This is a genomic window from Acinetobacter brisouisimilis (genome assembly GCF_000368265.1).
Lineage (GTDB): Bacteria > Pseudomonadota > Gammaproteobacteria > Pseudomonadales > Moraxellaceae > Acinetobacter.
Genome location: NZ_KB851219.1, coordinates 2,358,832 through 2,385,080, shown reverse-complemented (window position 1 = coordinate 2,385,080; position 26,249 = coordinate 2,358,832). Strand labels below are relative to the sequence as shown.

Sequence of the window (26,249 nt, the reverse complement as noted above, 5' to 3'; positions counted from 1 at the left end):
AGAAGATCATTAAGAGAATTGGAAGAACAACTTGTGTGGATTTTTACTGGTTGATCAGTCGAATATATATTTCATTGATTGAATTGGTAGAAATTTCTCGAAGTTTATTTGAGCGAATTTTTAGTCAGTAAGATTAATGAGCCAGATTTAGCACTTTTAGTAAAGTGCAATGATTTTAAACTGAAGAGTTTGATCATGGCTCAGATTGAACGCTGGCGGCAGGCTTAACACATGCAAGTCGAGCGGATGAAGGGAGCTTGCTCCTGGATTTAGCGGCGGACGGGTGAGTAATGCTTAGGAATCTGCCTATTAGTGGGGGACAACGTTTCGAAAGGAACGCTAATACCGCATACGTCCTACGGGAGAAAGCAGGGGATCATTAGACCTTGCGCTAATAGATGAGCCTAAGTCGGATTAGCTAGTTGGTGGGGTAAAGGCCTACCAAGGCGACGATCTGTAGCGGGTCTGAGAGGATGATCCGCCACACTGGGACTGAGACACGGCCCAGACTCCTACGGGAGGCAGCAGTGGGGAATATTGGACAATGGGGGGAACCCTGATCCAGCCATGCCGCGTGTGTGAAGAAGGCCTTTTGGTTGTAAAGCACTTTAAGCGAGGAGGAGGCTTCTTTGGTTAATACCCAAAGTAAGTGGACGTTACTCGCAGAATAAGCACCGGCTAACTCTGTGCCAGCAGCCGCGGTAATACAGAGGGTGCAAGCGTTAATCGGATTTACTGGGCGTAAAGCGTGCGTAGGCGGCTAATTAAGTCAAATGTGAAATCCCCGAGCTTAACTTGGGAATTGCATTCGATACTGGTTAGCTAGAGTATGGGAGAGGATGGTAGAATTCCAGGTGTAGCGGTGAAATGCGTAGAGATCTGGAGGAATACCGATGGCGAAGGCAGCCATCTGGCCTAATACTGACGCTGAGGTACGAAAGCATGGGGAGCAAACAGGATTAGATACCCTGGTAGTCCATGCCGTAAACGATGTCTACTAGCCGTTGGGGTCTTTGAGACCTTAGTGGCGCAGCTAACGCGATAAGTAGACCGCCTGGGGAGTACGGTCGCAAGACTAAAACTCAAATGAATTGACGGGGGCCCGCACAAGCGGTGGAGCATGTGGTTTAATTCGATGCAACGCGAAGAACCTTACCTGGCCTTGACATACTAAGAACTTTCCAGAGATGGATTGGTGCCTTCGGGAACTTAGATACAGGTGCTGCATGGCTGTCGTCAGCTCGTGTCGTGAGATGTTGGGTTAAGTCCCGCAACGAGCGCAACCCTTTTCCTTATTTGCCAGCGAGTAATGTCGGGAACTTTAAGGATACTGCCAGTGACAAACTGGAGGAAGGCGGGGACGACGTCAAGTCATCATGGCCCTTACGGCCAGGGCTACACACGTGCTACAATGGTCGGTACAAAGGGTTGCTACCTAGCGATAGGATGCTAATCTCAAAAAGCCGATCGTAGTCCGGATTGGAGTCTGCAACTCGACTCCATGAAGTCGGAATCGCTAGTAATCGCGGATCAGAATGCCGCGGTGAATACGTTCCCGGGCCTTGTACACACCGCCCGTCACACCATGGGAGTTTGTTGCACCAGAAGTAGCTAGCCTAACAGCAATGAGGGCGGTTACCACGGTGTGGCCGATGACTGGGGTGAAGTCGTAACAAGGTAGCCGTAGGGGAACCTGCGGCTGGATCACCTCCTTAACGAAAAGACGGATTGATTGGTAAGAATCCACAACAAGTTGTTCTTCTGGTATATCGAATGGGTCTGTAGCTCAGTTGGTTAGAGCACACGCTTGATAAGCGTGGGGTCACAAGTTCAAGTCTTGTCAGACCCACCAAGTCTACAACTGAGATTGAGAGATCAAGGTTACAGAAACTTAGATATACAAATCGAAATGATAAGCTGGGGACTTAGCTTAGTTGGTAGAGCGCCTGCTTTGCACGCAGGAGGTCAACGGTTCGACTCCGTTAGTCTCCACCACGAATTCTGAAGATTAGAATTCGAGCTAAAGATTACAGAATTTAGTAAGAGAAAAACCTAAGGGTTTTAATTTTATTAACTTCTGTGATTTAAGTATCACGGTATTAGTGTGATCCGACGAGGACACATTAACTCATTAACAGATTGGTAAAATTGAGTCTGAAATAAATTGTTCAACTCATTTAATTCAAGATTGACAGTAATGCGTAAGTGTTACGGTTTAATTAAGAATTGAAATGAGAACTAGCAAATTAACTGAATCAAGCGTTTTGGTATATGAATTAGATTGAAGCTGTACAGTGATTAAGTTCACAGTACTTCAAACTGTAAGAGATTGATGAGAAATCATTGATCATGTCTTATTACTACTTGTAGGTAATAACGACTGTTTGGGGTTGTATAGTCAAGTAATTAAGTGCATGTGGTGGATGCCTTGGCAGTCAGAGGCGATGAAAGACGTGATAGCCTGCGAAAAGCTTCGGGGAGGCGGCAAATATCCTGTGATCCGGAGATGTCTGAATGGGGAAACCCACTTACCATAAGGTAGGTATTGCAACATGAATACATAGTGTTGCAAGGCGAACGAGGGGAAGTGAAACATCTCAGTACCCTTAGGAAAAGAAATCAATTGAGATTCCCTCAGTAGCGGCGAGCGAACGGGGATCAGCCCATTAAGTTATATGTGTTTTAGCGGAATGCTCTGGGAAGTGCAACCGTAGAGGGTGATAGTCCCGTACACGAAAGGGCACATATAATGATGACGAGTAAGGCGAGGCACGTGAAACCTTGTCTGAATATGGGGGGACCATCCTCCAAGGCTAAATACTCCTGACTGACCGATAGTGAACTAGTACCGTGAGGGAAAGGCGAAAAGAACCCCTGTGAGGGGAGTGAAATAGATCCTGAAACCGCATGCATACAAGCAGTGGGAGCACCTTCGTGGTGTGACTGCGTACCTTTTGTATAATGGGTCAGCGACTTATATTCAGTGGCGAGGTTAACCGAATAGGGGAGCCGTAGAGAAATCGAGTCTTAATAGGGCGTTTTAGTCGCTGGGTATAGACCCGAAACCGGGTGATCTATCCATGAGCAGGTTGAAGGTTGGGTAACACTAACTGGAGGACCGAACCCACCGTCGTTGAAAAGCCGGGGGATGACTTGTGGATAGGGGTGAAAGGCTAATCAAACTCGGTGATAGCTGGTTCTCCCCGAAAGCTATTTAGGTAGCGCCTCGGACGAATACCATAGGGGGTAGAGCACTGTTTCGGCTAGGGGGTCATCCCGACTTACCAAACCGATGCAAACTCCGAATACCTATGAGTACTATCCGGGAGACAGACTGCGGGTGCTAACGTCCGTAGTCAAGAGGAAAACAATCCAGACCGCCAGCTAAGGCCCCAAAATCATAGTTAAGTGGGAAACGATGTGGGAAGGCATAGACAGCTAGGAGGTTGGCTTAGAAGCAGCCACCCTTTAAAGAAAGCGTAATAGCTCACTAGTCGAGTCGGCCTGCGCGGAAGATGTAACGGGGCTAAAACTATGTGCCGAAGCTGCGGATTTACGCTTATGCGTAAGTGGTAGGGGAGCGTTCTGTAAGCCGATGAAGGTGGATTGAGAAGTCTGCTGGAGGTATCAGAAGTGCGAATGCTGACGTGAGTAACGACAAAACGGGTGAAAAACCCGTTCGCTGAAAGACCAAGGGTTCCAGTCCAACGTTAATCGGGGCTGGGTGAGTCGACCCCTAAGGCGAGGCCGAAAGGCGTAGTCGATGGGAAATTGGTTAATATTCCAATACTTCTGTGTAATGCGATGAGAGGACGGAGAAGGTTAGGTCAGCCTGGCGTTGGTTGTCCAGGTGGAAGACAGTAGGCATGCATCTTAGGCAAATCCGGGGTGCTCTATGCTGAGAGTTGATAGCAAGCTGTACTTGTACAGTGAAGTGGCTGATACCATGCTTCCAAGAAAAGTCTCTAAGCTTCAGTTACACAGGAATCGTACCCTAAACCGACACAGGTGGTCAGGTCGAGTAGACCAAAGCGCTTGAGAGAACTCTGCTGAAGGAACTAGGCAAAATGGTACCGTAACTTCGGGAGAAGGTACGCTGCTGACGGTGATTCTCCTTGCGGGATGAGCTGTTGGCAGCCACAGAAACCAGGCCGCTGCAACTGTTTATTAAAAACATAGCACTCTGCAAACACGAAAGTGGACGTATAGGGTGTGATGCCTGCCCGGTGCTGGAAGGTTAATTGATGGGGTTAGCGTAAGCGAAGCTCTTGATCGAAGCCCCAGTAAACGGCGGCCGTAACTATAACGGTCCTAAGGTAGCGAAATTCCTTGTCGGGTAAGTTCCGACCTGCACGAATGGCATAATGATGGCGGCGCTGTCTCCAGCAGAGGCTCAGTGAAATCGAATTCGCCGTGAAGATGCGGTGTACCCGCGGCTAGACGGAAAGACCCCGTGAACCTTTACTGCAGCTTGACATTGAACTTTGATCTTACTTGTGTAGGATAGGTGGGAGGCTTTGAAGTTGGGACGCCAGTTCCAATGGAGCCATCCTTGAAATACCACCCTGGTAATATTGAGGTTCTAACTCTGCTCCATAATCTGGAGCGAGGACCATGTCTGGTGGGTAGTTTGACTGGGGCGGTCTCCTCCTAAAGAGTAACGGAGGAGTACGAAGGTGCGCTCAGCGTGGTCGGAAATCACGCGTAGAGTATAAAGGCAAAAGCGCGCTTAACTGCGAGACCCACAAGTCGAGCAGGTACGAAAGTAGGTCTTAGTGATCCGGTGGTTCTGTATGGAAGGGCCATCGCTCAACGGATAAAAGGTACTCTGGGGATAACAGGCTGATACCGCCCAAGAGTTCATATCGACGGCGGTGTTTGGCACCTCGATGTCGGCTCATCTCATCCTGGGGCTGAAGCAGGTCCCAAGGGTATGGCTGTTCGCCATTTAAAGAGGTACGCGAGCTGGGTTTAGAACGTCGTGAGACAGTTCGGTCCCTATCTACCGTGGGCGCTGGAAATTTGAGAGGATCTGCTCCTAGTACGAGAGGACCAGAGTGGACGAACCTCTGGTGTACCGGTTGTGACGCCAGTCGCATCGCCGGGTAGCTATGTTCGGAAGGGATAACCGCTGAAAGCATCTAAGCGGGAAGCCTACCTCAAGATAAGATTTCCCTAGGAATTTATTCCTCTAAAGAGCCGTTCGAGACTAGGACGTTGATAGGTTGGGTGTGGAAGCATAGTGATATGTGAAGCTGACCAATACTAATTGCTCGTGAGGCTTGACTATACAACACCCAAGCAGTTGTATATAAAGCTCAATCGATTCATAAAACAGCAAAACAGCTTGATTAAGTTAAGCAAAACGCTAAAATGAACTGCTTAAAGTAAGACTCAACAAACCAATTTGTTAATAACTCATTTGGTACACAGTACGGTAGCAACAAGATCAACGTGATCTGAGCATAAAACCCGAAAATGTCCATAACAGTTGTGCTGGCGACCATAGCAAGAGTGAACCACCTGATCCCTTCCCGAACTCAGAAGTGAAACCTCTTAGCGCTGATGGTAGTGTGGGGTTACCCATGTGAGAGTAAGTCATCGCCAGCTCATTATTCCAGGCACCCTCAACTTAACCGTTGGGGGTGCTTTTTTATGCGTGGATTATGGGTTATTTTAAAATCCATAAGTCAGTTTAATAATGATAAATAAAATAAGTAGTACCTAAAGCTTTGCTTTTATCTAATTTTAAATTTCCCTTTGAAAGTATCTCTTGTTTTGTTCTGAATCTTTATTTTATCAAAAGCTAAGTCGATCAACTTGCAATTGAATTCTACATTCTAGCTTGCTCGCCATTTTACTTTCTATGTTCAAACAGTACGTTATCTTGATAAAAAGACAATATTATAAAGCCAAAGTAAAAGAATTCAGGATGTGTTATAGATTAGGTAGGTGTTCATAAGGTTTAGGTAGGTGTTCATAAGGTTGACGAATCTACTCATATTTTTCATTATAAAATTTATGGATTGTCAACGGTATTGTATTGTCCAATGCCATTGATCATTTGAGGATGAATAAAAGACTTGCATAGGGATTGCAACTGATACATGAATCAGATAATTATAAGGAAAAGGTGTAATGATCGAACTTATTTCTCTTAGTATCTTAAGTCTGCTGATTTTACTTGTTTTCGGGCTTCGTTATCGAAAACGCATAGATCAACATTCTGATAGTGCCTTAAAACAGCGTGCCTTGCTTAATTATAATGAACAAATTATTTATCAAAGGCTTACACAACTTTTACCACAGCATATTATTTTATCGAATGTGTCTTATCGTTCTTTGCTGACCAGTAAATACTCACATACACGGGAAAAATTTAATAATATGACTGCTGATTTTGTGATTTTAAATTCGCAGTTTCAGGCTATAGCCATTATCTCATTATGTGGTTCAGTGTTTACTCAGCATCGTGAAGATCGGTATGAAGATGCCCTATTGGAAATGGCAGGGTATCGAGTGATCCGTTACGCGGGTGTGCCTGATTTGAAAAAATTATCACGAGACTTGAATATTCAGGAAAAAAGCATGGCATTTGCATAAGGCAAATGCCATTTTGCGATCTTATGGTTTGACTGCAGTTACAGTCATTTCAACCAAAACATCAGGCGCATACAGTTTTGATTCTACACAGGTACGTGCAGGAGCATGACCTGAAACAACCCATGCATCCCATACTTCATTCATTGCAGCATAGTCCTGTTCAATATCTTTTAGGAAAATAATTACAGATAAAATATGGGTTTTATCTGTTCCTGCATCTGCAAGAAAACGATCAATATTGGCAAGGGTTTGCTGAGTTTGTGAGCGAATATCTTGAGTCGTATCATCTGCAAGTTGCCCTGCAAGATGGACTAAATTACCTGAAATTGCGACTTCACAAAAACGTGAGCTTACATGTAAACGTTCAACAGCCATAACCTTAATCTACACGGGGAGGATGAATAATTTTTGATGATACTTGACCCTTCATGCGGGCTGCAACAATTGCAGTTAATAAACAGCCAGCAGTTAAGTAAATTGCTACCAAGATCCAGTGCCCATGTGCGAGAAAGATGAGTCCTGTGGCAATAAACGGTGTAAAGCCACCACCGACAATGCTGGCAAGTAAAATAGACAGCACAATCAGCCACCAATTGAGCCACTTTGTAAGGCTAAAAAGAATGGAAATGAGGTTACTGCACCAATTAATCCACCCATAATGCACATGCGACGACGACCAAAGCGGTCAGCAATCATGGCAAAAAATGGGATGCTGAAACAGCTAATTGCACCGACTATTAAAGAGATATTCAAGAATAGCTGTGAAGGCATGTGCAATTTTTCAGTGGAGTAATTCAGTGCAAATGTGGTGACTAGATACATCGACAGCAATTCAGCCAAGCGTAGAGCAATAATATAAAAAAAGCCTTTAGGATTATGCTGAATCTCTTGAATAATCGGGAAACGTGATTGCTTTTCTTGAGTTTGGGGCGCTTGTTTTTGGTGCTGTTTAAATTCTAAAGATTCATCCTGATCGGAGCGTATCCATACCGCAAAAGCAACAAGGATAATGCTAGCGAGAAATGGAATTCGCTAGCCCCAGTCTCTAAAACCATCTTCACCAATGGATAAAATAATCAGCGATACGCAGCCAGATGCCAGCATTAAGCCCACGCCATAACCGACCTGAACGCCGCTATTGTAAAAGGCTTTTTGGGTTGTCGGTGCATTTTCTACAGCCGTGAGTGCCGCACCACCCCATTCACCGCCTACAGCAAAACCTTGAATGGCACGTAAAGTGACTAGCAGTACAGGTGCCCACCAGCCAATCTGGCTATATGTGGGTAAAAAACCGATCAGTACCGTTGCTCCTCCCATTAGAAAAACGGTGAGGAACAGCATCTTTTTACGACCCAGTTTGTCTCCAAAATGTCCAAACAGAATACCGCCCAATGGGCGAAATAAGAAGCCTACACCAAAGGTGGCAAAAGTCGACAGCGTGCCCATTATCGGGTCAATATTCGGGAAAAACTGTTGTTTAAAAACTAATGCGGCAACAATGCCATAAAGTAAAAATCATACCAGTCGACAACAGCACCCATAAAACTACTGAGAGCAGCTTTGCGTGCACGTTTTTTTTGTGTGATATTGAGAGAAGAGGTTGGGGTCATTCAAAGAAAGTCTATGCCGAACAGTCGGAGCGCCCCGCAATGCGCAAGATGATTAATCCGATGTATTACAGGGACGGCTAGTTAAAACCATGGATTAGTTTTAACCATGCAATAGCTTCATGGATAAATGTAAGCGAGCATAGCTTAATCGAAAAATGCATGCTATGCGAGTCTCTAGACCATAATTTTTTACTAAAGACCTAGATTTTAACGTCAATCCATCTCTGACCAGAATGACAGCTGAAATTTTTGTTCTATCGCAATCAGTTGATATACGCCAATGCCGATCAACCGAAAACGTAGTTGGGGAGAGAGCTGAAGCTCGGAGAGTAAAAGCAGAATGGCTTGCTGTAACTGGGCAAGGTTTTCCAAGGGGCTTTGAAAGCGTTTACTGTGCTGGACAATTTGAAAATCTGGCTGTTTGAGTTTAATGCTGACACCAAAAGCACTCAGTTGACGTTTTTCTAGACTTGCCCAGACTTTCTCAGCCAAGACTTGCCATGCATCATGACAGGCAGATAAATACAGATCTTGATCAAAAGTAATTTCTTTAGAAATTTGCTGACGTACCCGACTGGCTACGACAGGTCGCTCATCAATACCTTGCGCATACAAATGTAACTGTTGCCCATATTTGCCAAAATGTTTTTGTAAAACATGGAGTTCAATTTTTTGTAAATCACCTAAAGTATAAAGTTGTAGCTGCTCCAGTTTAGCTTGAGTCACTTTTCCGACTCCTGGAATTTTCTTTAAAGGTAAGTCATAAATAAATTGTTGAACTTGCTGAGGTTTAATGACACATAACCCATTAGGTTTATACCAGTCCGAAGCAATCTTGGCTAAAAATTTATTGGGAGCAACTCCTGCCGAAGCCGTGAGCTGCATCTGTTGCCAAATCTGTTGTTGAATCGCTTGTGCGATTTCGGTTGCTGATGCTAAACCCAGTTTATTTTCAGTGACATCTAGATAAGCTTCATCTAAAGATATGGGTTCGATTAGATCGGTATATTGCTGAAAAATCTGCTGAATCTGTGTAGAAATTTGTCGGTACAGCTCAAAACGAGGTTCTAGCACCACCACATGCGGACAGAGTTTTCGGGCTTGTGCCATTGACATGGCTGAGCGTAAACCAAAACAACGTGCAGGGTAGGAAGCTGTGGTAAGGACGGCACGTGGATGATGAGCTGCGACCACTACAGGTACATCGATTAAATCGGGACGTTCACGTAACTCGACTGAGGCATAAAAGGCATCCATGTCGATGTGAATGATTTTCCGCAGTTTAATGATGAATTACCCCTAAATAACGTAAGTAACTTTGCCATTGGGCCATTGAACCTGCATAAGCGTTTAAATCAACAGGCTGTTGAATGCCCTCGATATGCCCTTTTTGCGTATATTGCCAGAACATCCAGCCATGTTGGTCTTTGAGTTTGGGATACGCCTCATCATAGTCACGAATCCAAAGTGCGTTATGTGGCATGTGCCCCATGAGTACAATATGGTAAAAGGTTTTTGAGGTATAAATAATAGGGGGTTTGCCATAATGCTGATGCAGCAGTTGCTCCATGACTTGAATTTGTTTAAGTAGTTGTTCTTGGGTTGAGTTTTGAAGGCAATTGGCATCGTATTCCAAATCAATGACAGGTGCTAAAGCATCGGCTTTGTTGGGCACCGTGGCGATAAAATTGGCCGCCTGAATTTTGGCTTCTCGACATAAACGATAATAATGATATGCTCCGACATTTAAGCCCTGTTCGCGTGCTTTTAGCCAATTCCGCTGAAAACTTGGATCTTGGTAGTCACCCCCCTCGGTGGCCTTTAAATACACAAACTGGTATTTGTGAGGGGAAATCTTTTTCCAGTCGATCTTGCCTTGATGATGAGAGACGTCGAAGCCTTGCACGGGGTGGTCTTGCGCTTCTGCTGGCTGGTTCTGGAGTAGAACCAAGCTGATCAAACATAAGAGTAAGACCACAAGAGTAGCAGTTAAAGTTCGGACAAGGTGCAAATGGCTTTTGCGGGCAGCTTTCATGATCAAGCAGATATCTAGGATTGAGCATCTATTTTAAGAAAACTGCACCAGAAAGCCTATTTAAACTTGTGACTGATTTTGTTTTGGAATCTGCCAGAAAATCAGCATGGTCACGACATTGAGTGCGCCTAGCGTGAGCAGGGTATAGTCAAAAGCCTGAGCAATCGGTAGATGAAAAGTTGTACCCTGATAAAAGTGAATCAGCGTTCCTGTAAATGCGACGCCGATACTCATCGATAGCATCATGATCATAGACAGGAAACTGTTGCCACTACTGGCATGCTGCGATGGCAAATCTTTGAGGGTATAGGTGTTCATCGACACAAATTGAATCGAGTTGAGTGTGCCAAAAATAAAGAAATGCAGTGCACGTAACCATTCTGGTGTGGTGGCTGTGGTGAGGGTAAAACTCATGACACATAGACCTACCGCAGTGGTATTGAACAATAAAACATTGCGATAGCCAAACTTCTGAATCAGTGGGCGCACAATCGGTTTGGAAAACAGTGAGCCGAGGACGAGCGGAATCATCATCAGGCCTGTTTCAAATGGTTCAAATTTAAAGACCACTTGCATGAGTAATGGCAAAACAAAGGGAATGGCATTGCCTGCGAAACGTGCAAAGAAATTGCCTAAAATCCCAATCGCATAAAACTGATGTCGAAATAAATCACTGCGAAATAAAGCATTCTGATGGTTATGTGCATGATGAGCATATAAAAGGCTGGCAATAATTCCCGCACTGAGCAAGGCATACCCGATTGAGTGCGATGACCCGCTGCTTTTGATCGAGAATGAATCAATCCCTAAAGTTAATCCAACCATCGCGACAATCAACATTAACACGCCTGAACTGTCAAAGTGTTTCACATTTGGTTCGACGATATTGGGCAGCGCTTTGAATGTGACGAGAACGCCAAGTAACCCCATCGGAATATTGATCAGGAAAATCCAGTGCCAGCTCGCGACTTCTACCAGCCAGCCACCGAGAGTTGGCCCAATCAGTGGTCCAATGAGTCCTGCAAGGCTCATGAGGTTAATTGCAGATAGAAATTGCTCGCGTGGAATAATTTTTAATAAAGACAGCCGCCCAACAGGTAAGAGTAATGCACCACCAATACCTTGCAGCACACGGAAAAAGATCAATTGTTCTAAAGTGTTAGATAAACCACAACCCAGAGAGCCAATGGTAAAAATAATAATCGCACTTAAATAAACATGACGTAGCCCGAAACGGTCTGCGAGCCAGCCACTAAGAGGAATACAGCTCGCAACTGAAAGCACATAAGCGACAATCACACCATGCATATGCAGAGGATTTTCCTGTAAGTGCTGTGCCATGGCGGGTAAAGCTGTATTAACGATGGTGGTATCGAGAGCCTGCATGAAAAAACCAATCGACACCAAAAGAACTAATAAACGGTATTGAGGTTGTAGTGCCTGATATTTGGGCGGGCTTTTAGATTCCATACAGGAAAAACCTTATAAAAATTCATGAATTTATCGAAAGGTGATAATTTTTATTGTAACAGGAGTGTCATAAGCATTTAAGTTGTAATTCTATTTCATGGAAATGCTAAGTTATAAAAAAGCTCTGGTGATCATAAATTGATCTGTTAGGATGAGTAGAAGCAATATTCTGGAGGTCACTTTTAATGATGATTCTGCATTATTTACAGTATTCGCGAGCCTTTCGTATTTTATGGGCTTTGGAAGAGTTACAACTGACAGATTACCAGATTCACTTTTACAAGCGCCAACCCAACTTGTCTGCACCCGATGAGCTCAAGCTCATCCACCCACTTGGCAAATCGCCTATCTTGCAGGATGATCAACATGTATTTGCAGAATCTGCAGTGATTCTGGAAATTTTACAGCAGCGCTATGACCCTGAATACCAGTTCAAGCCCCGTCCTGAAGATCAGGAACATGCTTATCAGTATTTGTACTGGATGCACTATGCGGAAGGTTCACTGATGCCACTTTTGGTGTTTCAGTTGGTGATGGGCAATATGCCAGCTCATATGCCATTTTTGATTCGTCCAATTGCCAAAAAAGTCTGCAATGGCGTCAAGGCAGGTTTTTTACAGCCTCGGTTGCAAGATCATGTCGCATATATTGAAGCATATTTGGCAGAGCATGATTATTTTGCTGGAGATTTTTCCTTTGCTGATATTCAAATGAGTTTTCCTTTACAGGCAATGTCTAAGCGTATTCCACTCGATATTCCTAACATTCGGGCATTTTTGGCACGGATCCAGCAACGCGATGCATTTCAGCGAGCACAGGAAATCGATGGGCACTATCAATAGCAACTAGGGTTCTGTGTAAAAAGGCGTTATGCTTATATTTTATTTGTGGGTTTGTTGAGTCATGATCTTAGTCAGTGCATGTTTGGCAGGGAGACCTGTCAGATATGATGGAACAGACTGTCTGCATTTGAAAGTTCAACAGCTGATTCATGAACATAAAGCGATTGCCATTTGCCCAGAGTTACTTGCGGGCTTACCCACGCCACGTTTACCTGCGGAAATGGTGGGTGGAGATGGCTACGCAGTTTTGGCTGGTACGGCACAAGTGATTGATCAATCGGGACGTGATGTCACTGAACAGTATATTCAGGGGGCTTATTCTGCACTTGCAATTGCCCAGAAATATCAGGCGACACATGTTGTATTAAAAGAAAATAGCCCATCTTGTGGTAGCCAACAAGTTTATGATGGCTCATTTTTTGGTATACGAGTCGATGGCGTTGGCGTAACGACAGCTTTATTGCGTCAGCATGGGATTTTGGTACTGTCTGAAAAACAATTATCGCAACTTGCGGAATAGTAAGCTGATCGATTTATTTGGCGATGGCGAGAGGTGGGACTTCATACTCGGCAATCTGATATTGATCGCGTCCGCGATGCTTTGCCAAGTAAAGTGCGTGATCTGCAGATGTAATAAATTCAGAAATACTTTCTGCATAAGAAGGAATGATTGTAGCGACACCAATACTGAGCGTGACATAGGATGAAATTGGGCTCGAGGGGTGTGGCAGTGCGAGTTGATGCATATGTTTGAGGAGCTGCTCAGCCCATTGCTTGGCCTGTTGTTCATTGGTTTGTGGAAAAATTAATAAAAATTCTTCGCCGCCATAGCGTGCAACCAAGACATCCTGTTGGTTAGACGTGGATGAATTGAGCATAAACGCAATCCGTTTTAAGCAATCGTCGCCCTGCACATGACCGAGTGCATCGTTATAAAATTTAAAATAATCAATATCGATCATCATGGCGGTGATAGGTTTCGTATAGCGAATTGCACGTTCCCATTCATTTTGTAAAATTTCATCGAGATAGCGACGATTTGCCAAGCCCGTTAATGCATCCATTTGCGATAGTTTGGAGAGTTGCTGGGCTTGTTGTACCAATTCAAGGTGATTGTGTTCAATAATACAGTTTTTTAGAAAATGCTCACGGTGCTGCCGATCAATAAAATAGGCTAAAGACATGCCCAGAAAACTGCTAAATGTATAGGTGCGGTTGAGTAGAGTCCAGTCGATGGTGGCATTCATATGATTACTCACAATTAAGCCAATTAAACCACCTAACCAGCCAGCAATGAATGCCGTATAAAAACGTAAACCCACAAAGCCGTAAATAATAATGACGGCATACATCATGGCTGTATGGAAAAGAACGGTATTTTGTACTTCTTCCAAGCCATTGACTAATATGAAACTAATTGCAACTGATAAAGTAGAGCCAATACACACATAATAATCGAACCAGGGATTGAATGGTTTAACAAAAGACATTAACCATGCAACAAGAATAATGACCCCGACCCATCCGTAGAGCGAAATCCAGGGAGTAATTTGATCTTCTGGTAAAACTTGATAAATACCCAAAGAAAGGTAAAGATATAAAATAATAATAATAATGCCACGATAACGAAATTCATAGACTGCTTCATGACGGTAGCATTCTGTGTATATTCTTTCGAATCTTTTAGGAAACAAAAGAAAATTTAAACGAGTTTTTTTGAGTAAATCTACTTGTTCTTTACTAAGAATGCTAGAGCTTTGTAATTTCATCGCCCAATCTCACTATTTAGGAGACGTCTTTCATCAGCCAATTTTATTTCTCTTACACATCATTGAAATATATTCCAATTTTGTTATTTGAGAACAATAAAGAGAGTGTAAACCATGATTGAAGAGGTCTATATCTATTTTTTGCTTATTTTCTATTGGGTATATAATATTTCCATTAGGACTAAAATTATAACGTTATTTTAATTATGTATATAAAAAATTCTTAACTATATTTTAAATCCTTTTTGATTTTAAAATGATAATGATTTTTTTAAGATTATGTCTGATGCTATGGTATAAGGTATATTTTGAATCTAAGTTTTAGGTTTTAGCTGTTAATTAAGTTGTCAAAAAATTCTGCTATAAATATCTAAATCGGCTTCTTTCATTCTTTGATTATATTTCTCTTATGTTTGGTTGAAAGATATTTAAATATTTCGCATAGATATCAATAAAGAGACTGTAAACCTCTGTGAAAGAAGTCTAATACTTGAGTATAAGTAGTTTCAGTCGTCTAATTTATTTTTTAGATTGGCTTATATTTCTATATTCAATAAGTCAATAAATTTAATTGATTATTCAAAGCACATGTTGTATTAAAAAATAAAAGCTTAGATGAAATAAATCCAAGAGGAAGTGAATGATGACTGTTCTAAAAAATGAATTCACCCTGGAAATCACGCCTCATAATATGTGGGCGCAGAAGTTCTGGGATGAACTGATTCCTGCAAAGGAGCGTGTCAGCCAGCATCCTGTATTTATTGGTATGGCAAATGGCACACTCAGCCTAGAATGCTTTCGTGCAGCTTTATTAAATTTTTATCCTTTGGTTGCACAGTTTCCGTCCTATATGGCGCTGGCTTTGGCTAAGGCAACTCAGTTTAATGAAGCAGGTGTAGTGCCGACCCGAGACTGGCTCATTCAGAATATTAAGGTTGAAGAGCGACATTTAACTTGGTATCGGGACTGGGCAAGTGGCTTTGGTCTTACAGTTGATCAGCTTGATCATGTTACCCCACCACCTGCCATGAATGCTGTGAATCATTATCTGTGGAGCATTAACTATCGTGGTAGTCTTGCCGAATGTTTGGCTGCAACCAATTTAGCAATTGAATGGGCAACAGGTGACTGGTCTTCACATGTTTATAAAGGCATTCATAATTACCAGAACCATCCCGATGTGAAGATTGATAAACGCTCGCTGGCATGGTTACGTGCCCATGCGCATTATGACGATATTCATCCGTATGAAGCAATGGAACTTATCAAGCGCTTATGTGAAGGTAAACCTGAATTACAACAAAAAGCATTTCATGCTGCACGTGAAGGTCTGGAATATTATGCGTTGGCACTCGATGAATGTTATAAGCTTCAAGGCTGATAGGTAACTTGTGCAAGCTTCTTGATTATGGTGTTCACTTGCTTTGTTTTGTTCTCATGCAGAGCAATAAAACCGACCGATAAAAAAATGATGGTCTCAGTTTTAGTAGATCAAAATATCATGAAGTATGCTCGCTTCTCAGCTTAGATGGTGCAAAACCAAACTGCTGCTTGAAACGGTGACTAAAGTGGCTGGCTGAACTAAAACCGCATTCCAGTGCAATGTCGGTCAGGCTCATATGTTGCTGTGAAATCAAATGATAGGCTTTTTGCAAACGGCGCTGCAAAATGTATTGGTGCGGCGCCTGTTGCATAGAGTGCCGAAACATGTGGGCAAAATGGTATTCACTTAAATTGGTCTGTGCTGCCAAATCTGCAATCGTTAGTGGCAAATGTAAATTTTCTTCAATCCATTCAAGTACCCAGCGTAGTGTTGCAGGCGCTAAACCACTCTTCAACTGGGGCATCTGCCAAACAATATTGCTGTAATGTTTTAATAAATGGTTCAGTAATAAAGTGGCTGTGGTGGAGAGCTGGAGCAAATTTTCTGATTGTTGCCAGTTGCAGCCCAATAAAAAATGCCGATACAGCAAAGTAATCTGAGGATCAGTTGCAAAGGTTTTTTCATGCAGCTGAATCAGGTTCGGTTCCTTGTCCCAGACATGTGCTGCAAGATCACGCAAATGCTGATCGGTGTAATATAAATGCACAAAACTCAATTCCCCGCGAATATCCCATTCAGAATATTGTTGCTGAGGCATCAGACAGAAATGATCGGGACCGCCACCATTACGCCAGCCCTGAGCTGTTTTTTGATAACTTTCATAGCCCCCGCAAGTATATAGGCTCAAGGTATGGTGATCGCTACAGACACTGACACGATCATGCCGATTATACCAGGCAGCCAGTTGCATACCTGAACCAAGTTGTACGTGTTCAAGTAATTGGGCTTTGTGTCGTTGCAGTTGTTCTAAGGTCTGATAAGCCATATGCAGAGTCATGTGACAAAACCATTGGAAATATAGTCTAGCGATTTTTTCAAAAGGGTTAGCAAATTTTTAGAAAAAAAAGCGCAAGTTTATGCAATTTTTCCCCTGCTTTGTGCAAGCAAGCTCAGCGCAATACAAGCAAACTGACAACAGAATTGAGGAGAGTCATCGTGAATCTATTTCTGTATGGACTGGTTGTGCTGATCTGGGGAACAACATGGATTGCCATTACCGCTCAAGCCAATGTGGTTGATCCTGTGGTTGCTGTATTTTGGCGGTTTTTGATTGCGGCAAGTTGTTTATTGATCGGGCTATTGTTGACAGGGCATTTGCGCCGTTTTGCACTGCGTGATCATTTGTTTTGTGCGTTACAAGGCTTATGCGTCTTCGGACTGAACTTTTTGTGCTTTTATCATGCCATTTCTTATATTAACAGTGGTCTGGAGTCCGTCATTTTCTCGATGGCTGTACTGTTCAATGCTATTAATAGCCGTATTTTTTTCGGACAAAAAATTGCAGCACAGTTTTTCCCTGCGGTGGCTTTAGGCTTTCTTGGCATGTTTTTATTGTTCTGGCAAGACTTAAGCAGCACCCATTTTCAGGGCAATACCTTGCTTGGAATCGGTTTATGCATGCTTGGAACATATGGCTTTTCATTGGGCAATATGATCAGTACCCGCCATCAAAAACGTGGCTTAGATGTGCTAAGCAGTAACGCCTATGCCATGAGTTATGGCACCTTGTGGATGGGTTTGTTTGCTGCCTCACAAGGCATGCAATTTATACCAGCATGGAACTTACAATTTAGTTTGGCAGTGGGTTATCTGGCAATTTTTGGTTCAGTGATTGGCTTTAGTGCTTATTTTATGCTGGTTGGGCGAATTGGGGCGGGGCAGGCGGCTTACAGTACCTTACTTTTTCCTTTGGTTGCACTCACCATTTCGACCTTTTGGGAAAATTATCACTGGAGTTTAACTGCGATACTGGGTGTGATTTGTATTTTACTGGGCAATCTGGTGTTCTTTTTAGCCCCAAAATTTCGAAATTTCTCAATAAAAAAAGCGATCAACTGATCGCTTTTTTTATATTTGATTGGCTTAATGCTTCACGATGATCGAGTCGATACCGCTGTTTTGCAAAGTTTGCTGTGCAGCGATAGCTTCATTTTGAGAGGTGAAAGGCCCTGAAATGACCCGATACCATGTTTTGCCTTTTTCCGCACCAATAATGACATCGGCGGGCAATTTGTTCATTAAGATTTCTGAACGTTTAGCATCGGCACTATCAGGGTCGGTGTAGCTTTTAACCTGCAAAATATAGCTGGTTTGCGCGACGGTCTTCGGTTCAGATGCATTGCTGATTTCAGCCGTTGGCTGTGCAGGTGCTTCAACAATTACCCCAGCTTCTTGGTGTTGATTGGCAGGCACGGCCTGATCTGGAATAGGCGTGACCTGTTGTTTTGGCAACTGGTCATAAAAACGGTAGTCTTTATTGGTTTCGCCCTGTGGCTGTCCAGCATTGGTGTCGCTACGTGGATGTACGGGTGCCCACGGCTTCCACAGCATCAAAGCCACCGCAGCGCTGAGTACCATTAAAATCAGGATTAATGTACCAAACCATTTTGGAATCAATGACTGTTGTGACTGTTTTGGGCGTTCGGAAACGCCGCGTTGTGTTTTACCCCACACGTAGCAATCCTCTTAACTTACATGGATGCTGGTGCAGATACACCGAGCAACTCTAAACCGTTACGTAATACTTGTTGTACATTGACTGAAAGTAACAGACGCGCTTGGGTTAACGCTGCATCGTCACTAAGCACTTTATGTTCGTTGTACCAGCCGTGGAATAGCGCTGCAAGTTCTTTCAGGTAGTTACCGACCTGATGCGGTTCGTAAGCATTGGCTGCACGGTTAATAATATCTGGGTAAGCTGCAAGTTTTGCCAGAATTTCAGTTTCAGCTTCAAGGCTCAATTGTTCAGCAAATTGACGGGCTTGAACTGCATCGAAAGCGAGGCCTGTATCTTTGGCTTTTTCGAGCATACGGCAGATACGTGCATGCGCATATTGAATGTAATACACGGCGTTGTCTTTGCTTTGTGATACGGCAAGGTCAAGGTCAAAGTCGATGTGTTGCTCGCTCTTACGCATCACATAATAGAAACGTGCAGCATCATTACCGACTTCTTCACGCAGTTCACGTAAAGTCACGAACTGACCTGAACGCGATGACATCTGTACCATTTCACCGCCACGCCACAAGCTGACGAACTGAACCAGAAGGACAGTCAGTTTGCTTGAATCATAGCCCATGGCATCAATCGCAGCTTTTACGCGGGCAATATAGCCGTGGTGGTCTGAACCCCAGATATCCACAATGTGGGTATAACCACGCTGTAGTTTGTTGAGGTGGTAAGCAATATCTGATGCAAAATAAGTGGTTTGACCGTTACGACGTTTCACGACACGGTCTTTTTCATCGCCGAATTCGGTTGATTTAAACCAGATGTTGCCATCTTGTTCATATAAGAAGCCACGTTGGTCGAGCGTTGCAAGTGCTTCATCGATTTTTTCAGTCAGGCTGGCTTCACTAAACCACTGATTGAAAGTCACACCAAATTCGCCAAGGTCATCTTTGATGTCATCTAAAATGGCTTTTAGTGCGGCTTGATGGAACACGCGATAGCCTGCGCCGAGTAATTGTTGTGAGTTGGCAATCAAACCATCGATGTGTTTTTCTTTATCACCTGAAACAACCACTTTATTGCCGTCAGCATCAAGCTCATCTGCATATTGCACATCTTCAGGCACGTCTTTATACACGTCAGCGACTGGGCGAACATGTGCTGCGCCGTCCTGATCAATAATGCTTTGCGCGATTTCTTTGACATAATCGCCTTGATAGGCATTTTTTGGGAAAACCAGAGTTTGCCCTTGTAGTTCCAAGTAACGCAGGTAAGTTGAGGTTGCCAAAATGTCCATTTGACGACCCGCATCGTTGACATAGTATTCGCGGTCAACCACAGCGCCAGTTGCTTCAAGCAAGTTCGCCACGGTCATCCCGTAAGCGGCGCCACGACCATGTCCAACATGCAGGCTAGAGGTTGGGTTGGCAGACACAAATTCCACCTGAATGCGTTGTCCAACATTGCTTTGGGTACGACCAAACACATTTTGTTGTTGTTGAATCTGGTCAAGGATGGCAAAACGCTGATCGGCATTTAAAAAGAAGTTAATGAATCCTGGACCTGCGATTTCAGCTTTGCTGATGTCAGCAACTTCAGGCAAATTTGCCAAGATTTGTTCTGCAAGGTCGCGTGGTTTTAACCCTGCGGCTTTGGCAGCTGTCATGGCAACATTTGAGGCAAAATCGCCGTGGCTTCGATCTTTGGTTCGGGTTAGGATGCTGTTATTTTTCCAGTCAGATGGAAGAACACCCTGTTGTTGAAGGGACTGAACTGCATGATCAAGAGCTGCTTGGATTGCCGTATTCATAATGGATAGAAAAAATGTCGCAGAAAAAGGGTAAATATAGCAAATTTTGTACGTTCTAGGGAAAGACTATTTCGCCTGATTTTGTGCGCTATTGTGCGGATTTTTTGACGGGAGTTAAAAAAATCGGTTAGAATATTGTTATGTTATAACATTATTATTTTGGAGTGCTGTATGAGAAAAGCCATTCACCCTGATTATCAACAAGTTTTATTTCATGATACCAATGCAGACAGTTATTTTTTAATTGGCTCAACCTTAAAACCAAGCCAAACCAGAGAATATCAAGGGCAGGTTTATCCCTATGTAACGCTGGATATTTCCAGTGCTTCGCATCCGTTTTATACTGGTGAAGTGCGTCAGGCGAGTAATGAAGGGCGCGTGGCGAACTTTAATCGCAAGTTTGCGCGTTTTGCCAAAAAGAAAGCCTAAACCTAGTAACCGAAAACAAGTCGATTTATTTCTTGCAGAATTCCCTGCGTTTTTTGCAAGAAATAAGCAAAATCCTCAAAGACCAACTGCATTAGTCAGAATAATTCAATTAGGAAATAAGTCTCATACCATTATAAATTTGCTAAATACCATTTTTTATCAAAAAAGGCTTAAGCTAGTCGAGTATTTTGAAAAGCTAAACTTCACAATCGTGTGGTTTTAGTCAAAAAGATGAGACTAAACATGACCTCTGCTACGCAAAAAAAGCATCCACTTTATATCCCTTATGCTGGAAATACCTTATTAGAATTGCCTTTATTGAACAAAGGTTCTGCATTTAGCGAAGACGAACGGACTCGTTTTAACCTGCATGGTTTAATTCCCCATGTGATTGAAACTATTGAAGAACAAAGCCAACGCTCATATCAACAGTACTCTGCATTTCACGATGCCATCAATAAGCACATTTATTTACGGAATATCCAAGACACTAACGAAACCCTATTTTTCCGCCTGCTTGAAGATCATTTGGCGGAAATGATGCCGATTATTTATACACCGACCGTCGGCGAAGCCTGCCAACAGTTCTCTGATATTTACCGTCGTCATCGTGGCGTTTTTATCTCTTATCCTGACCGTGAACACATTGATGATATTTTGCAAAACGTGAATCGCAAAAATGTCAAAGTGATTGTGATCACGGATGGCGAACGTATTTTGGGACTTGGTGACCAAGGGATTGGCGGGATGGGCATTCCAATCGGAAAACTCTCCCTTTATACAGCGTGTGGCGGGATCAGCCCAGCCTATACGCTACCGATTACCATTGATGTCGGAACCAACAACCAACAGTTGTTGAATGATCCGATTTATATGGGTTGGCGTCAACCGCGTATCAGCGGTGATGAGTACTATAGTTTTGTTGATGAAGTGATTCGCGGTATTCGCCGCCGCTGGCCAAAAGCCTTGATTCAGTTTGAAGACTTTGCTCAGAAAAATGCCATGCCTTTACTGAACAAATACCGCGATGAAATTTGCTGTTTCAATGATGATATTCAGGGAACGGCTGCGGTATCGGTGGGCAGTCTAATTGCAGCGAGCCGTGCGGCAGGCAAGCAGTTAAAAGATCAAAAAATTACCTTCTTGGGCGCAGGTTCAGCAGGTTGTGGTATTGCCGAGCAGATCGTAGCGCAAATGGTGGCGGAAGGCTTGAGTGATGCTGAAGCACGTCAACGCGTGTTCATGGTGGATCGTTTCGGTTTAATCACGGAGAACCAGCCGAACTTACTGGATTTCCAGCGCAAACTAGCGCAAAAACCTGAAACGGTTGCAAGTTGGGCACAAGCCGATGAAATGATTTCGCTTCTTGACGTGGTGAAACATGCCAAACCAACGGTATTGATTGGGGTATCGGGTCAACCGGGATTATTTACTGAAGAAATTATCCGTACCTTGGCCGCAAACTGTGAACGTCCAATCGTGTTGCCATTGTCGAATCCAACTTCACGTGTTGAAGCTGTACCTGCCGATATCTTGAACTGGACAGACGGGAAAGCTTTGATCGCAACAGGTAGTCCGTTTGCGCCTGTAAATTACCAAGGCAAGTTGTATAACATTTGCCAATGTAATAACTCGTATATTTTCCCTGGTATTGGTTTGGGTGTGATTGCAGCAGCGGCAACCCGCGTCACGGATAGCATGTTGATGGCGTCAAGTAACGCTTTGGCAGACTGTTCGCCAATGTTGCAAGATCCAAATGCAGACCTGCTGCCTGAGATTGATGAGATTCAGAAAGTTTCGCATGTGATTGCATTTAAAGTGGCAAAAGCGGCGATGGATGCAGGCGTTGCACCTGTGATTAGCGATGAATTGCTGATTGAAAATATTGAGAAGAATTTCTGGAAACCAGAATACCGCCAATATAAACGTGTTCCATTTTAAGCATTAGATTTCTTTCATAAATCTCTTTTCTTTCTCTTGCGCTGCATTGAAATATATTTCAATTTTGCTCAGGGAGAAGAATAAATAGGGCGTAAAAAATTATGAAAGAGGTCCATTAAAATAGATAAAAAATACCTTGCCGATGCAGGGTATTTTTTTGCTTTAATTTTTTGCTTTTAATTAATGAAGTGACCAGCTTAGCCGTAAATGACAGTTATCACGTTTCAATAACTTGGCAACAATTATCTAAAATTGTGCTAATCATAGCAAAACAACGTCTGATGGCTGTCTGCAATTTATTTTAAGGTAAAGGCATATCGATTTTTTGAGTAATGCCATGACTAATCTAACAATTCAGCATGCCCAAGCCTTTTCTGAATCCCAAATTTATGCCGCATGGGGGCAAGGCCCTTCCAGCCGTTATGACGAACTGGCTCAGCATTTTCGCCCTGTATTTGCCAAAATTCAGGCAGGCACATTACAGCGTGAGCAGCAGCGTATCTTGCCATATGAGCAGTTGCAGTGGCTTAAAGATAGTGGCTTTACCCGGTTACGTTTACCGAAAGCGTTTGGTGGCTTTGATGCCAGCATTCCCGAATTATTTGCCTTACTGGTTGAACTTGCCCAAGCTGACTCGAACTTGCCGCAAGTGCTACGGGTACACTTTGGTTTTACTGAAGATGTTCTGATCTCTCAAGATCCTGCATTTAAAGCACGCTGGCTAAAACGCATAGCCGCAGGCGAAACCATAGGCAGTGCATGGTCGGAAGGCGGTAAAGAAAGTCGTGATCAGTTCCAGACCCATATTTACCGTGATCCGCAAGGTCGGCTGCGCCTGAAAGGACAAAAGTATTACACCACGGGCAGTTTATATGCTGACTGGATTGAAGTCGGGATTCAGGACTTAACCGGAGAGTCAGCTTCGGTGCTGGTGCCACGCCATTCTGAAGGGGTTGCGGTGCTGGATGACTGGAATGGTTTTGGTCAAAAGTTGACTGCCAGCGGCACGGCAATTTTTAATGATGTGCTGATTGATCCGAGTGAAATTTTGGTAGATGGCACGCGTTTTAAATATTCGGCGGCTTATTATCAACTGGTGCAGCTGGCGATTATTACAGGGCTTGGGCGTGCTGCCAGTTATGAACTATCGCATGCAGTTGAACAGCGTAGCCGAAACTATACCCATGCCAACAGCCAGTTTGTGCGGGATGATCCACAAATTTTACAAGTGGTTGGGCAGGTGCGTGGGGCAGCCTATAGTGCAGGGGCAATCGTTGAAAAAGTGGCGCAGAGTTTACAGCGTACCTATCTGGCGGCATTGCAGGGAAATGCCGAATATGAAGAACAGCAAAATGCACTGGCTGAACTCGAAACGGCTCAGTCGCAAACCGTGATTACCCAACTGATTTTAAATGCGTCGACGCTACTGTTTGACGCCTTGGGCGCATCGGCCTCAGATCAACGCTATGCGCTGGATCGTTTCTGGCGCAATGTGCGTACCTTATCTTCACATAATCCGCGGGTGTTTAAAGACCGAATTGTGGGTGATTTTAGTGTCAATGGGACTTTACCGCCGTATCAGTGGCGAATTGGAGATGTCAGTCAGGATCAGTTGCCCAAAGCCAGTTAAGCGAAGTGATATTTGAAATAGAGCAGTCTGAAGGGCTGTTTTTTATTTGTTCAATAGGTTATCTGCTTCATGTAAGCATTTGCTGACAATGATTCAGGCGATTTGCCAGTAGGCAGTAATCCTGAATTTGCTATGATGAACTCATCAGGAACAGGAAGTTCCAGAACATAAAACAAAAACGATAAGTTCAAGCATCAGGACGTGAGGTACGACAGGAGTCATACCTAGCAATCAAATACGGAAAACCCCGACAGGATGTCGGGGTTTTTCATTTTGTACTTAAAAAATGATTTAGCACACCACGTCTTAACGAAAGTTGGAGATCCTGAATTTTATGACGAAAAAATAGATAACCACAGCAGATTATTTCATTAACAGCAAATCTGCTAAGCAGCCAAGTTATTGTTATAAATTCACGATTTTTTTTATTTTAAGATAGCTCTAAAGATAAAAAATTGAGTTGCCCATCATGCCGAAACGAATCAGCTTTAATGCCTTTGAAATGAACTGTATTGTCCATCAGTCTCCCGGTTTATGGCGACATCCGCAAGACCGCTCGACTGAATATAAAGATCTGGAATACTGGACTGATCTGGCAAAAATCTTAGAGCGTGGCTATTTTGACGGGCTTTTTATTGCAGATGTGTTAGGGATTTATGATGTTTATCATCACAGCGCCGAGCATGCACTGACAGGTGCAGTGCAAGTGCCTGTCAATGATCCGTTACAGATTGTCCCTGCGATGGCTGCCGTGACTCAGCATTTGGGTTTTGGGGTGACCACGTCGATTTCATTTGAGCATCCTTATCCGTTTGCGCGTCGTTTAAGTACGCTGGATCACCTGACCAAAGGGCGTGTCGGCTGGAATATCGTGACTTCTTACTTGGAAAGTGGCTCGAAAAATCTGGGGCTAAAAACACAGGAAAATCATGATGACCGTTATGATATTGCCGATGAATATCTAGAAGTGCTGTATAAATTGTGGGAAGGTTCATGGGAACAGGATGCAGTACTACGCGACAAGCAACGTGGCATTTTTGCCGATTATCGTAAGGTGCATCCGATTCAGCATCAGGGTAAATATTTTAGCGTGCCAGGGATTCATATTTGTGAGCCGTCACCGCAGCGTACGCCTGTGTTGTATCAGGCTGGGGCATCCAGTCGCGGGCAACAGTTTGCCAGTCAGAATGCCGAATGTGTGTTTATCGCACCGCCGTCTAAAACGGCGGCTAAAAAAGTGGTGCAGGGAATTCGTGCCAAACTGGTCGAGCAAGGGCGCGACCCGTATTCGGTTAAAATCTATACCTTGCTTTCGATTGTCACTGACAGCAGCGATGCCAAAGCCCAGCAGAAGTTTAAAGAATACCAGTCTTACGGCAGTTATGATGGCGCACTGACCTTACTCTCGGGCTGGTCAGGCGTGGATTTTTCGCAGTATCAACCGACGGACAAAGTCGAATATATTCAAACTAATGCGATTCAGTCCTTACTGGATTCTTATGTCAATGCTGACCCGAACCGTGTCTGGACGATTGAGGAAATTGCCAACTGGAACAGTGTCGGTGGCAATGGCCCTGTGCTGGTGGGTTCAGCCGAAACCGTGGCGGATGCCTTGCAGGAATGGGTGGCAGAAACCGATGTCGATGGCTTTAACTTGGCCTATATTTTGGCGCATCAGACCTTTAGTGATGTGGTGGAATTTATTGTGCCTGAGCTGCAAAAACGTGGCGTGTACCAGACCGAATATGCACAAGGTACACTGCGCGAAAAACTGTTTGGGCAAGGGCCGTATTTACCCGAAAATCATCGTGGAGCGGGTTATCGTTTCGGTGAAAAAAATCCGATTGCTGAAGCCAGTTAATCGGCAATCAGTATTTAAAAATCCATAAGGTGATTTAACGCGCACTGATCGGATTATTTTAGAAAGTAAAACTCGACAGGCTATGTGGGAAAATACGTGGTAGGCTGAGAGTATTCTAGACCTAAAAATCATAAAATGGGCTGTATGGTACAGCCTTTTTTATTGTTGAAAAATCATGTAGTTATTTTGAATAA

17 protein-coding genes, 2 tRNA genes, 3 rRNA genes and 1 pseudogene are annotated in these 26,249 nt (G+C 43.6%); 14 read left to right on the top strand and 9 right to left on the bottom strand.

The annotated features are described in order from the left end of the window. The first annotated feature begins 177 nt into the window (after positions 1-177). The 6 genes from F975_RS14975 (at position 178) to F975_RS14950 (ending at position 6,603) form a co-directional block, all read left to right on the top strand. Positions 178-1,715: ribosomal RNA gene (locus tag F975_RS14975) — 16S ribosomal RNA — on the top strand. Positions 1,716-1,775: 60 nt separating this feature from the next. Beyond that, positions 1,776-1,852, top strand: a tRNA-Ile gene (locus F975_RS14970). Between the two features lie 67 nt (positions 1,853-1,919). After that, positions 1,920-1,995 (top strand) — tRNA-Ala (locus tag F975_RS14965). A gap of 401 nt (positions 1,996-2,396) precedes the next feature. Next, positions 2,397-5,290, top strand: a 23S ribosomal RNA gene (locus F975_RS14960). 205 nt (positions 5,291-5,495) lie between these two features. After that, a 5S ribosomal RNA gene (rrf, locus tag F975_RS14955) occupies positions 5,496-5,610 on the top strand. The 16S, 23S and 5S rRNA genes sit together here with 2 tRNA genes alongside, the layout of an rRNA operon. Before the next feature lie 528 nt (positions 5,611-6,138). Then, positions 6,139-6,603 (top strand): DUF2726 domain-containing protein, encoded by a 465-nt coding sequence (locus F975_RS14950; protein WP_004754824.1) that lies wholly within the window; start codon positions 6,139-6,141, stop codon positions 6,601-6,603. A gap of 21 nt (positions 6,604-6,624) precedes the next feature. Here the strand turns inward: F975_RS14950 and F975_RS14945 are convergent, their stop codons facing one another. The 5 genes and pseudogenes from F975_RS14945 to mdtD form a co-directional block, all read right to left on the bottom strand. Beyond that, positions 6,625-6,978 carry a RidA family protein gene (locus F975_RS14945; protein ID WP_004754822.1) on the bottom strand — a complete coding sequence of 118 codons (354 nt, stop codon included), beginning with the start codon at positions 6,976-6,978 and terminating at the stop codon, positions 6,625-6,627. A 4-nt stretch (positions 6,979-6,982) separates the two neighbouring features. Beyond that, positions 6,983-8,213 (bottom strand): annotated as a pseudogene (gene shiA / locus F975_RS14940) (shikimate transporter). Positions 8,214-8,426: 213 nt separating this feature from the next. Further along, entirely contained in the window at positions 8,427-9,494 is a 1,068-nt protein-coding gene (gene dinB, locus F975_RS14935) for a DNA polymerase IV (RefSeq protein ID WP_034426114.1), read from the bottom strand. Position 9,495: 1 nt separating this feature from the next. Beyond that, positions 9,496-10,248 carry a glycoside hydrolase family 25 protein gene (locus F975_RS14930; RefSeq protein WP_004754814.1) on the bottom strand — a complete coding sequence of 251 codons (753 nt, stop codon included), beginning with the start codon at positions 10,246-10,248 and terminating at the stop codon, positions 9,496-9,498. Between the two features lie 60 nt (positions 10,249-10,308). Beyond that, positions 10,309-11,718 carry a multidrug transporter subunit MdtD gene (mdtD, locus tag F975_RS14925; RefSeq protein ID WP_004754813.1) on the bottom strand — a complete coding sequence of 470 codons (1,410 nt, stop codon included), beginning with the start codon at positions 11,716-11,718 and terminating at the stop codon, positions 10,309-10,311. 185 nt (positions 11,719-11,903) lie between these two features. Between mdtD and F975_RS14920 the strand changes: the two genes are divergently transcribed. Continuing rightward, on the top strand, positions 11,904-12,560 hold the full coding sequence (locus F975_RS14920; RefSeq protein ID WP_004754811.1) for a glutathione S-transferase: 657 nt from the start codon (positions 11,904-11,906) through the stop codon (positions 12,558-12,560). Between the two features lie 61 nt (positions 12,561-12,621). Beyond that, positions 12,622-13,080 (top strand): 2-thiouracil desulfurase family protein, encoded by a 459-nt coding sequence (locus tag F975_RS14915; RefSeq protein ID WP_004754809.1) that lies wholly within the window; start codon positions 12,622-12,624, stop codon positions 13,078-13,080. Positions 13,081-13,093: 13 nt separating this feature from the next. On the opposite strand, the gene F975_RS14910 is transcribed toward F975_RS14915, so the two are convergent. Beyond that, entirely contained in the window at positions 13,094-14,329 is a 1,236-nt protein-coding gene (locus tag F975_RS14910; RefSeq protein WP_004754807.1) for a GGDEF domain-containing protein, read from the bottom strand. Between the two features lie 640 nt (positions 14,330-14,969). On the opposite strand from F975_RS14910, the gene F975_RS14905 reads away from it, so the two are divergent. Then, positions 14,970-15,710 carry an iron-containing redox enzyme family protein gene (locus tag F975_RS14905; RefSeq protein WP_004754805.1) on the top strand — a complete coding sequence of 247 codons (741 nt, stop codon included), beginning with the start codon at positions 14,970-14,972 and terminating at the stop codon, positions 15,708-15,710. Between the two features lie 118 nt (positions 15,711-15,828). On the opposite strand, the gene F975_RS14900 is transcribed toward F975_RS14905, so the two are convergent. Beyond that, the gene (locus F975_RS14900; RefSeq protein ID WP_034426384.1) at positions 15,829-16,698 is read right to left on the bottom strand and encodes an AraC family transcriptional regulator; all 870 of its coding nucleotides are present in this window, start codon (positions 16,696-16,698) and stop codon (positions 15,829-15,831) included. Between the two features lie 170 nt (positions 16,699-16,868). Between F975_RS14900 and F975_RS14895 the strand changes: the two genes are divergently transcribed. Further along, positions 16,869-17,771: a DMT family transporter gene (locus tag F975_RS14895; RefSeq protein WP_004754801.1), complete on the top strand. Its 903-nt coding sequence runs from the start codon at positions 16,869-16,871 to the stop codon at positions 17,769-17,771. A 24-nt stretch (positions 17,772-17,795) separates the two neighbouring features. Here F975_RS14895 and F975_RS14890 read toward each other — a convergent pair whose 3' ends face one another. Together F975_RS14890 and argS are read right to left on the bottom strand one after the other, a co-directional pair. Beyond that, on the bottom strand, positions 17,796-18,386 hold the full coding sequence (locus tag F975_RS14890) for an SPOR domain-containing protein (protein WP_004754799.1): 591 nt from the start codon (positions 18,384-18,386) through the stop codon (positions 17,796-17,798). Positions 18,387-18,403: 17 nt separating this feature from the next. After that, positions 18,404-20,194 (bottom strand): arginine--tRNA ligase, encoded by a 1,791-nt coding sequence (argS, locus tag F975_RS14885; protein WP_004754797.1) that lies wholly within the window; start codon positions 20,192-20,194, stop codon positions 18,404-18,406. A 171-nt stretch (positions 20,195-20,365) separates the two neighbouring features. On the opposite strand from argS, the gene F975_RS14880 reads away from it, so the two are divergent. From F975_RS14880 to F975_RS14865, 4 genes are all read left to right on the top strand, one after another. Then, entirely contained in the window at positions 20,366-20,623 is a 258-nt protein-coding gene (locus F975_RS14880) for a type B 50S ribosomal protein L31 (protein WP_004754795.1), read from the top strand. 243 nt (positions 20,624-20,866) lie between these two features. Further along, positions 20,867-22,564 carry an NAD-dependent malic enzyme gene (locus tag F975_RS14875; protein ID WP_004754793.1) on the top strand — a complete coding sequence of 566 codons (1,698 nt, stop codon included), beginning with the start codon at positions 20,867-20,869 and terminating at the stop codon, positions 22,562-22,564. A 337-nt stretch (positions 22,565-22,901) separates the two neighbouring features. Then, on the top strand, positions 22,902-24,194 hold the full coding sequence (locus tag F975_RS14870) for an acyl-CoA dehydrogenase family protein (RefSeq protein WP_004754791.1): 1,293 nt from the start codon (positions 22,902-22,904) through the stop codon (positions 24,192-24,194). Between the two features lie 469 nt (positions 24,195-24,663). Beyond that, the gene (locus tag F975_RS14865; protein WP_004754789.1) at positions 24,664-26,055 is read left to right on the top strand and encodes an LLM class flavin-dependent oxidoreductase; all 1,392 of its coding nucleotides are present in this window, start codon (positions 24,664-24,666) and stop codon (positions 26,053-26,055) included. Positions 26,056-26,249 lie beyond the last annotated feature (194 nt).

Excerpts from the sequence above, each read along its gene's own strand:
- F975_RS14950 (WP_004754824.1), top strand. The coding sequence starts at position 6,139 with ATGATCGAACTTATTTCTCTTAGTATCTTAAGTCTGCTGATTTTACTT.
- F975_RS14945 (WP_004754822.1), bottom strand. The coding sequence starts at position 6,978 with ATGGCTGTTGAACGTTTACATGTAAGCTCACGTTTTTGTGAAGTCGCA.
- F975_RS14930 (WP_004754814.1), bottom strand. The coding sequence starts at position 10,248 with ATGAAAGCTGCCCGCAAAAGCCATTTGCACCTTGTCCGAACTTTAACT.
- mdtD (WP_004754813.1), bottom strand. The coding sequence starts at position 11,718 with ATGGAATCTAAAAGCCCGCCCAAATATCAGGCACTACAACCTCAATAC.
- F975_RS14920 (WP_004754811.1), top strand. The coding sequence starts at position 11,904 with ATGATGATTCTGCATTATTTACAGTATTCGCGAGCCTTTCGTATTTTA.
- F975_RS14915 (WP_004754809.1), top strand. The coding sequence starts at position 12,622 with ATGATCTTAGTCAGTGCATGTTTGGCAGGGAGACCTGTCAGATATGAT.
- F975_RS14910 (WP_004754807.1), bottom strand. The coding sequence starts at position 14,329 with ATGAAATTACAAAGCTCTAGCATTCTTAGTAAAGAACAAGTAGATTTA.
- F975_RS14905 (WP_004754805.1), top strand. The coding sequence starts at position 14,970 with ATGATGACTGTTCTAAAAAATGAATTCACCCTGGAAATCACGCCTCAT.
- F975_RS14900 (WP_034426384.1), bottom strand. The coding sequence starts at position 16,698 with ATGGCTTATCAGACCTTAGAACAACTGCAACGACACAAAGCCCAATTA.
- argS (WP_004754797.1), bottom strand. The coding sequence starts at position 20,194 with ATGAATACGGCAATCCAAGCAGCTCTTGATCATGCAGTTCAGTCCCTT.
- F975_RS14880 (WP_004754795.1), top strand. The coding sequence starts at position 20,366 with ATGAGAAAAGCCATTCACCCTGATTATCAACAAGTTTTATTTCATGAT.
- F975_RS14875 (WP_004754793.1), top strand. The coding sequence starts at position 20,867 with ATGACCTCTGCTACGCAAAAAAAGCATCCACTTTATATCCCTTATGCT.
- F975_RS14870 (WP_004754791.1), top strand. The coding sequence starts at position 22,902 with ATGACTAATCTAACAATTCAGCATGCCCAAGCCTTTTCTGAATCCCAA.
- F975_RS14865 (WP_004754789.1), top strand. The coding sequence starts at position 24,664 with ATGCCGAAACGAATCAGCTTTAATGCCTTTGAAATGAACTGTATTGTC.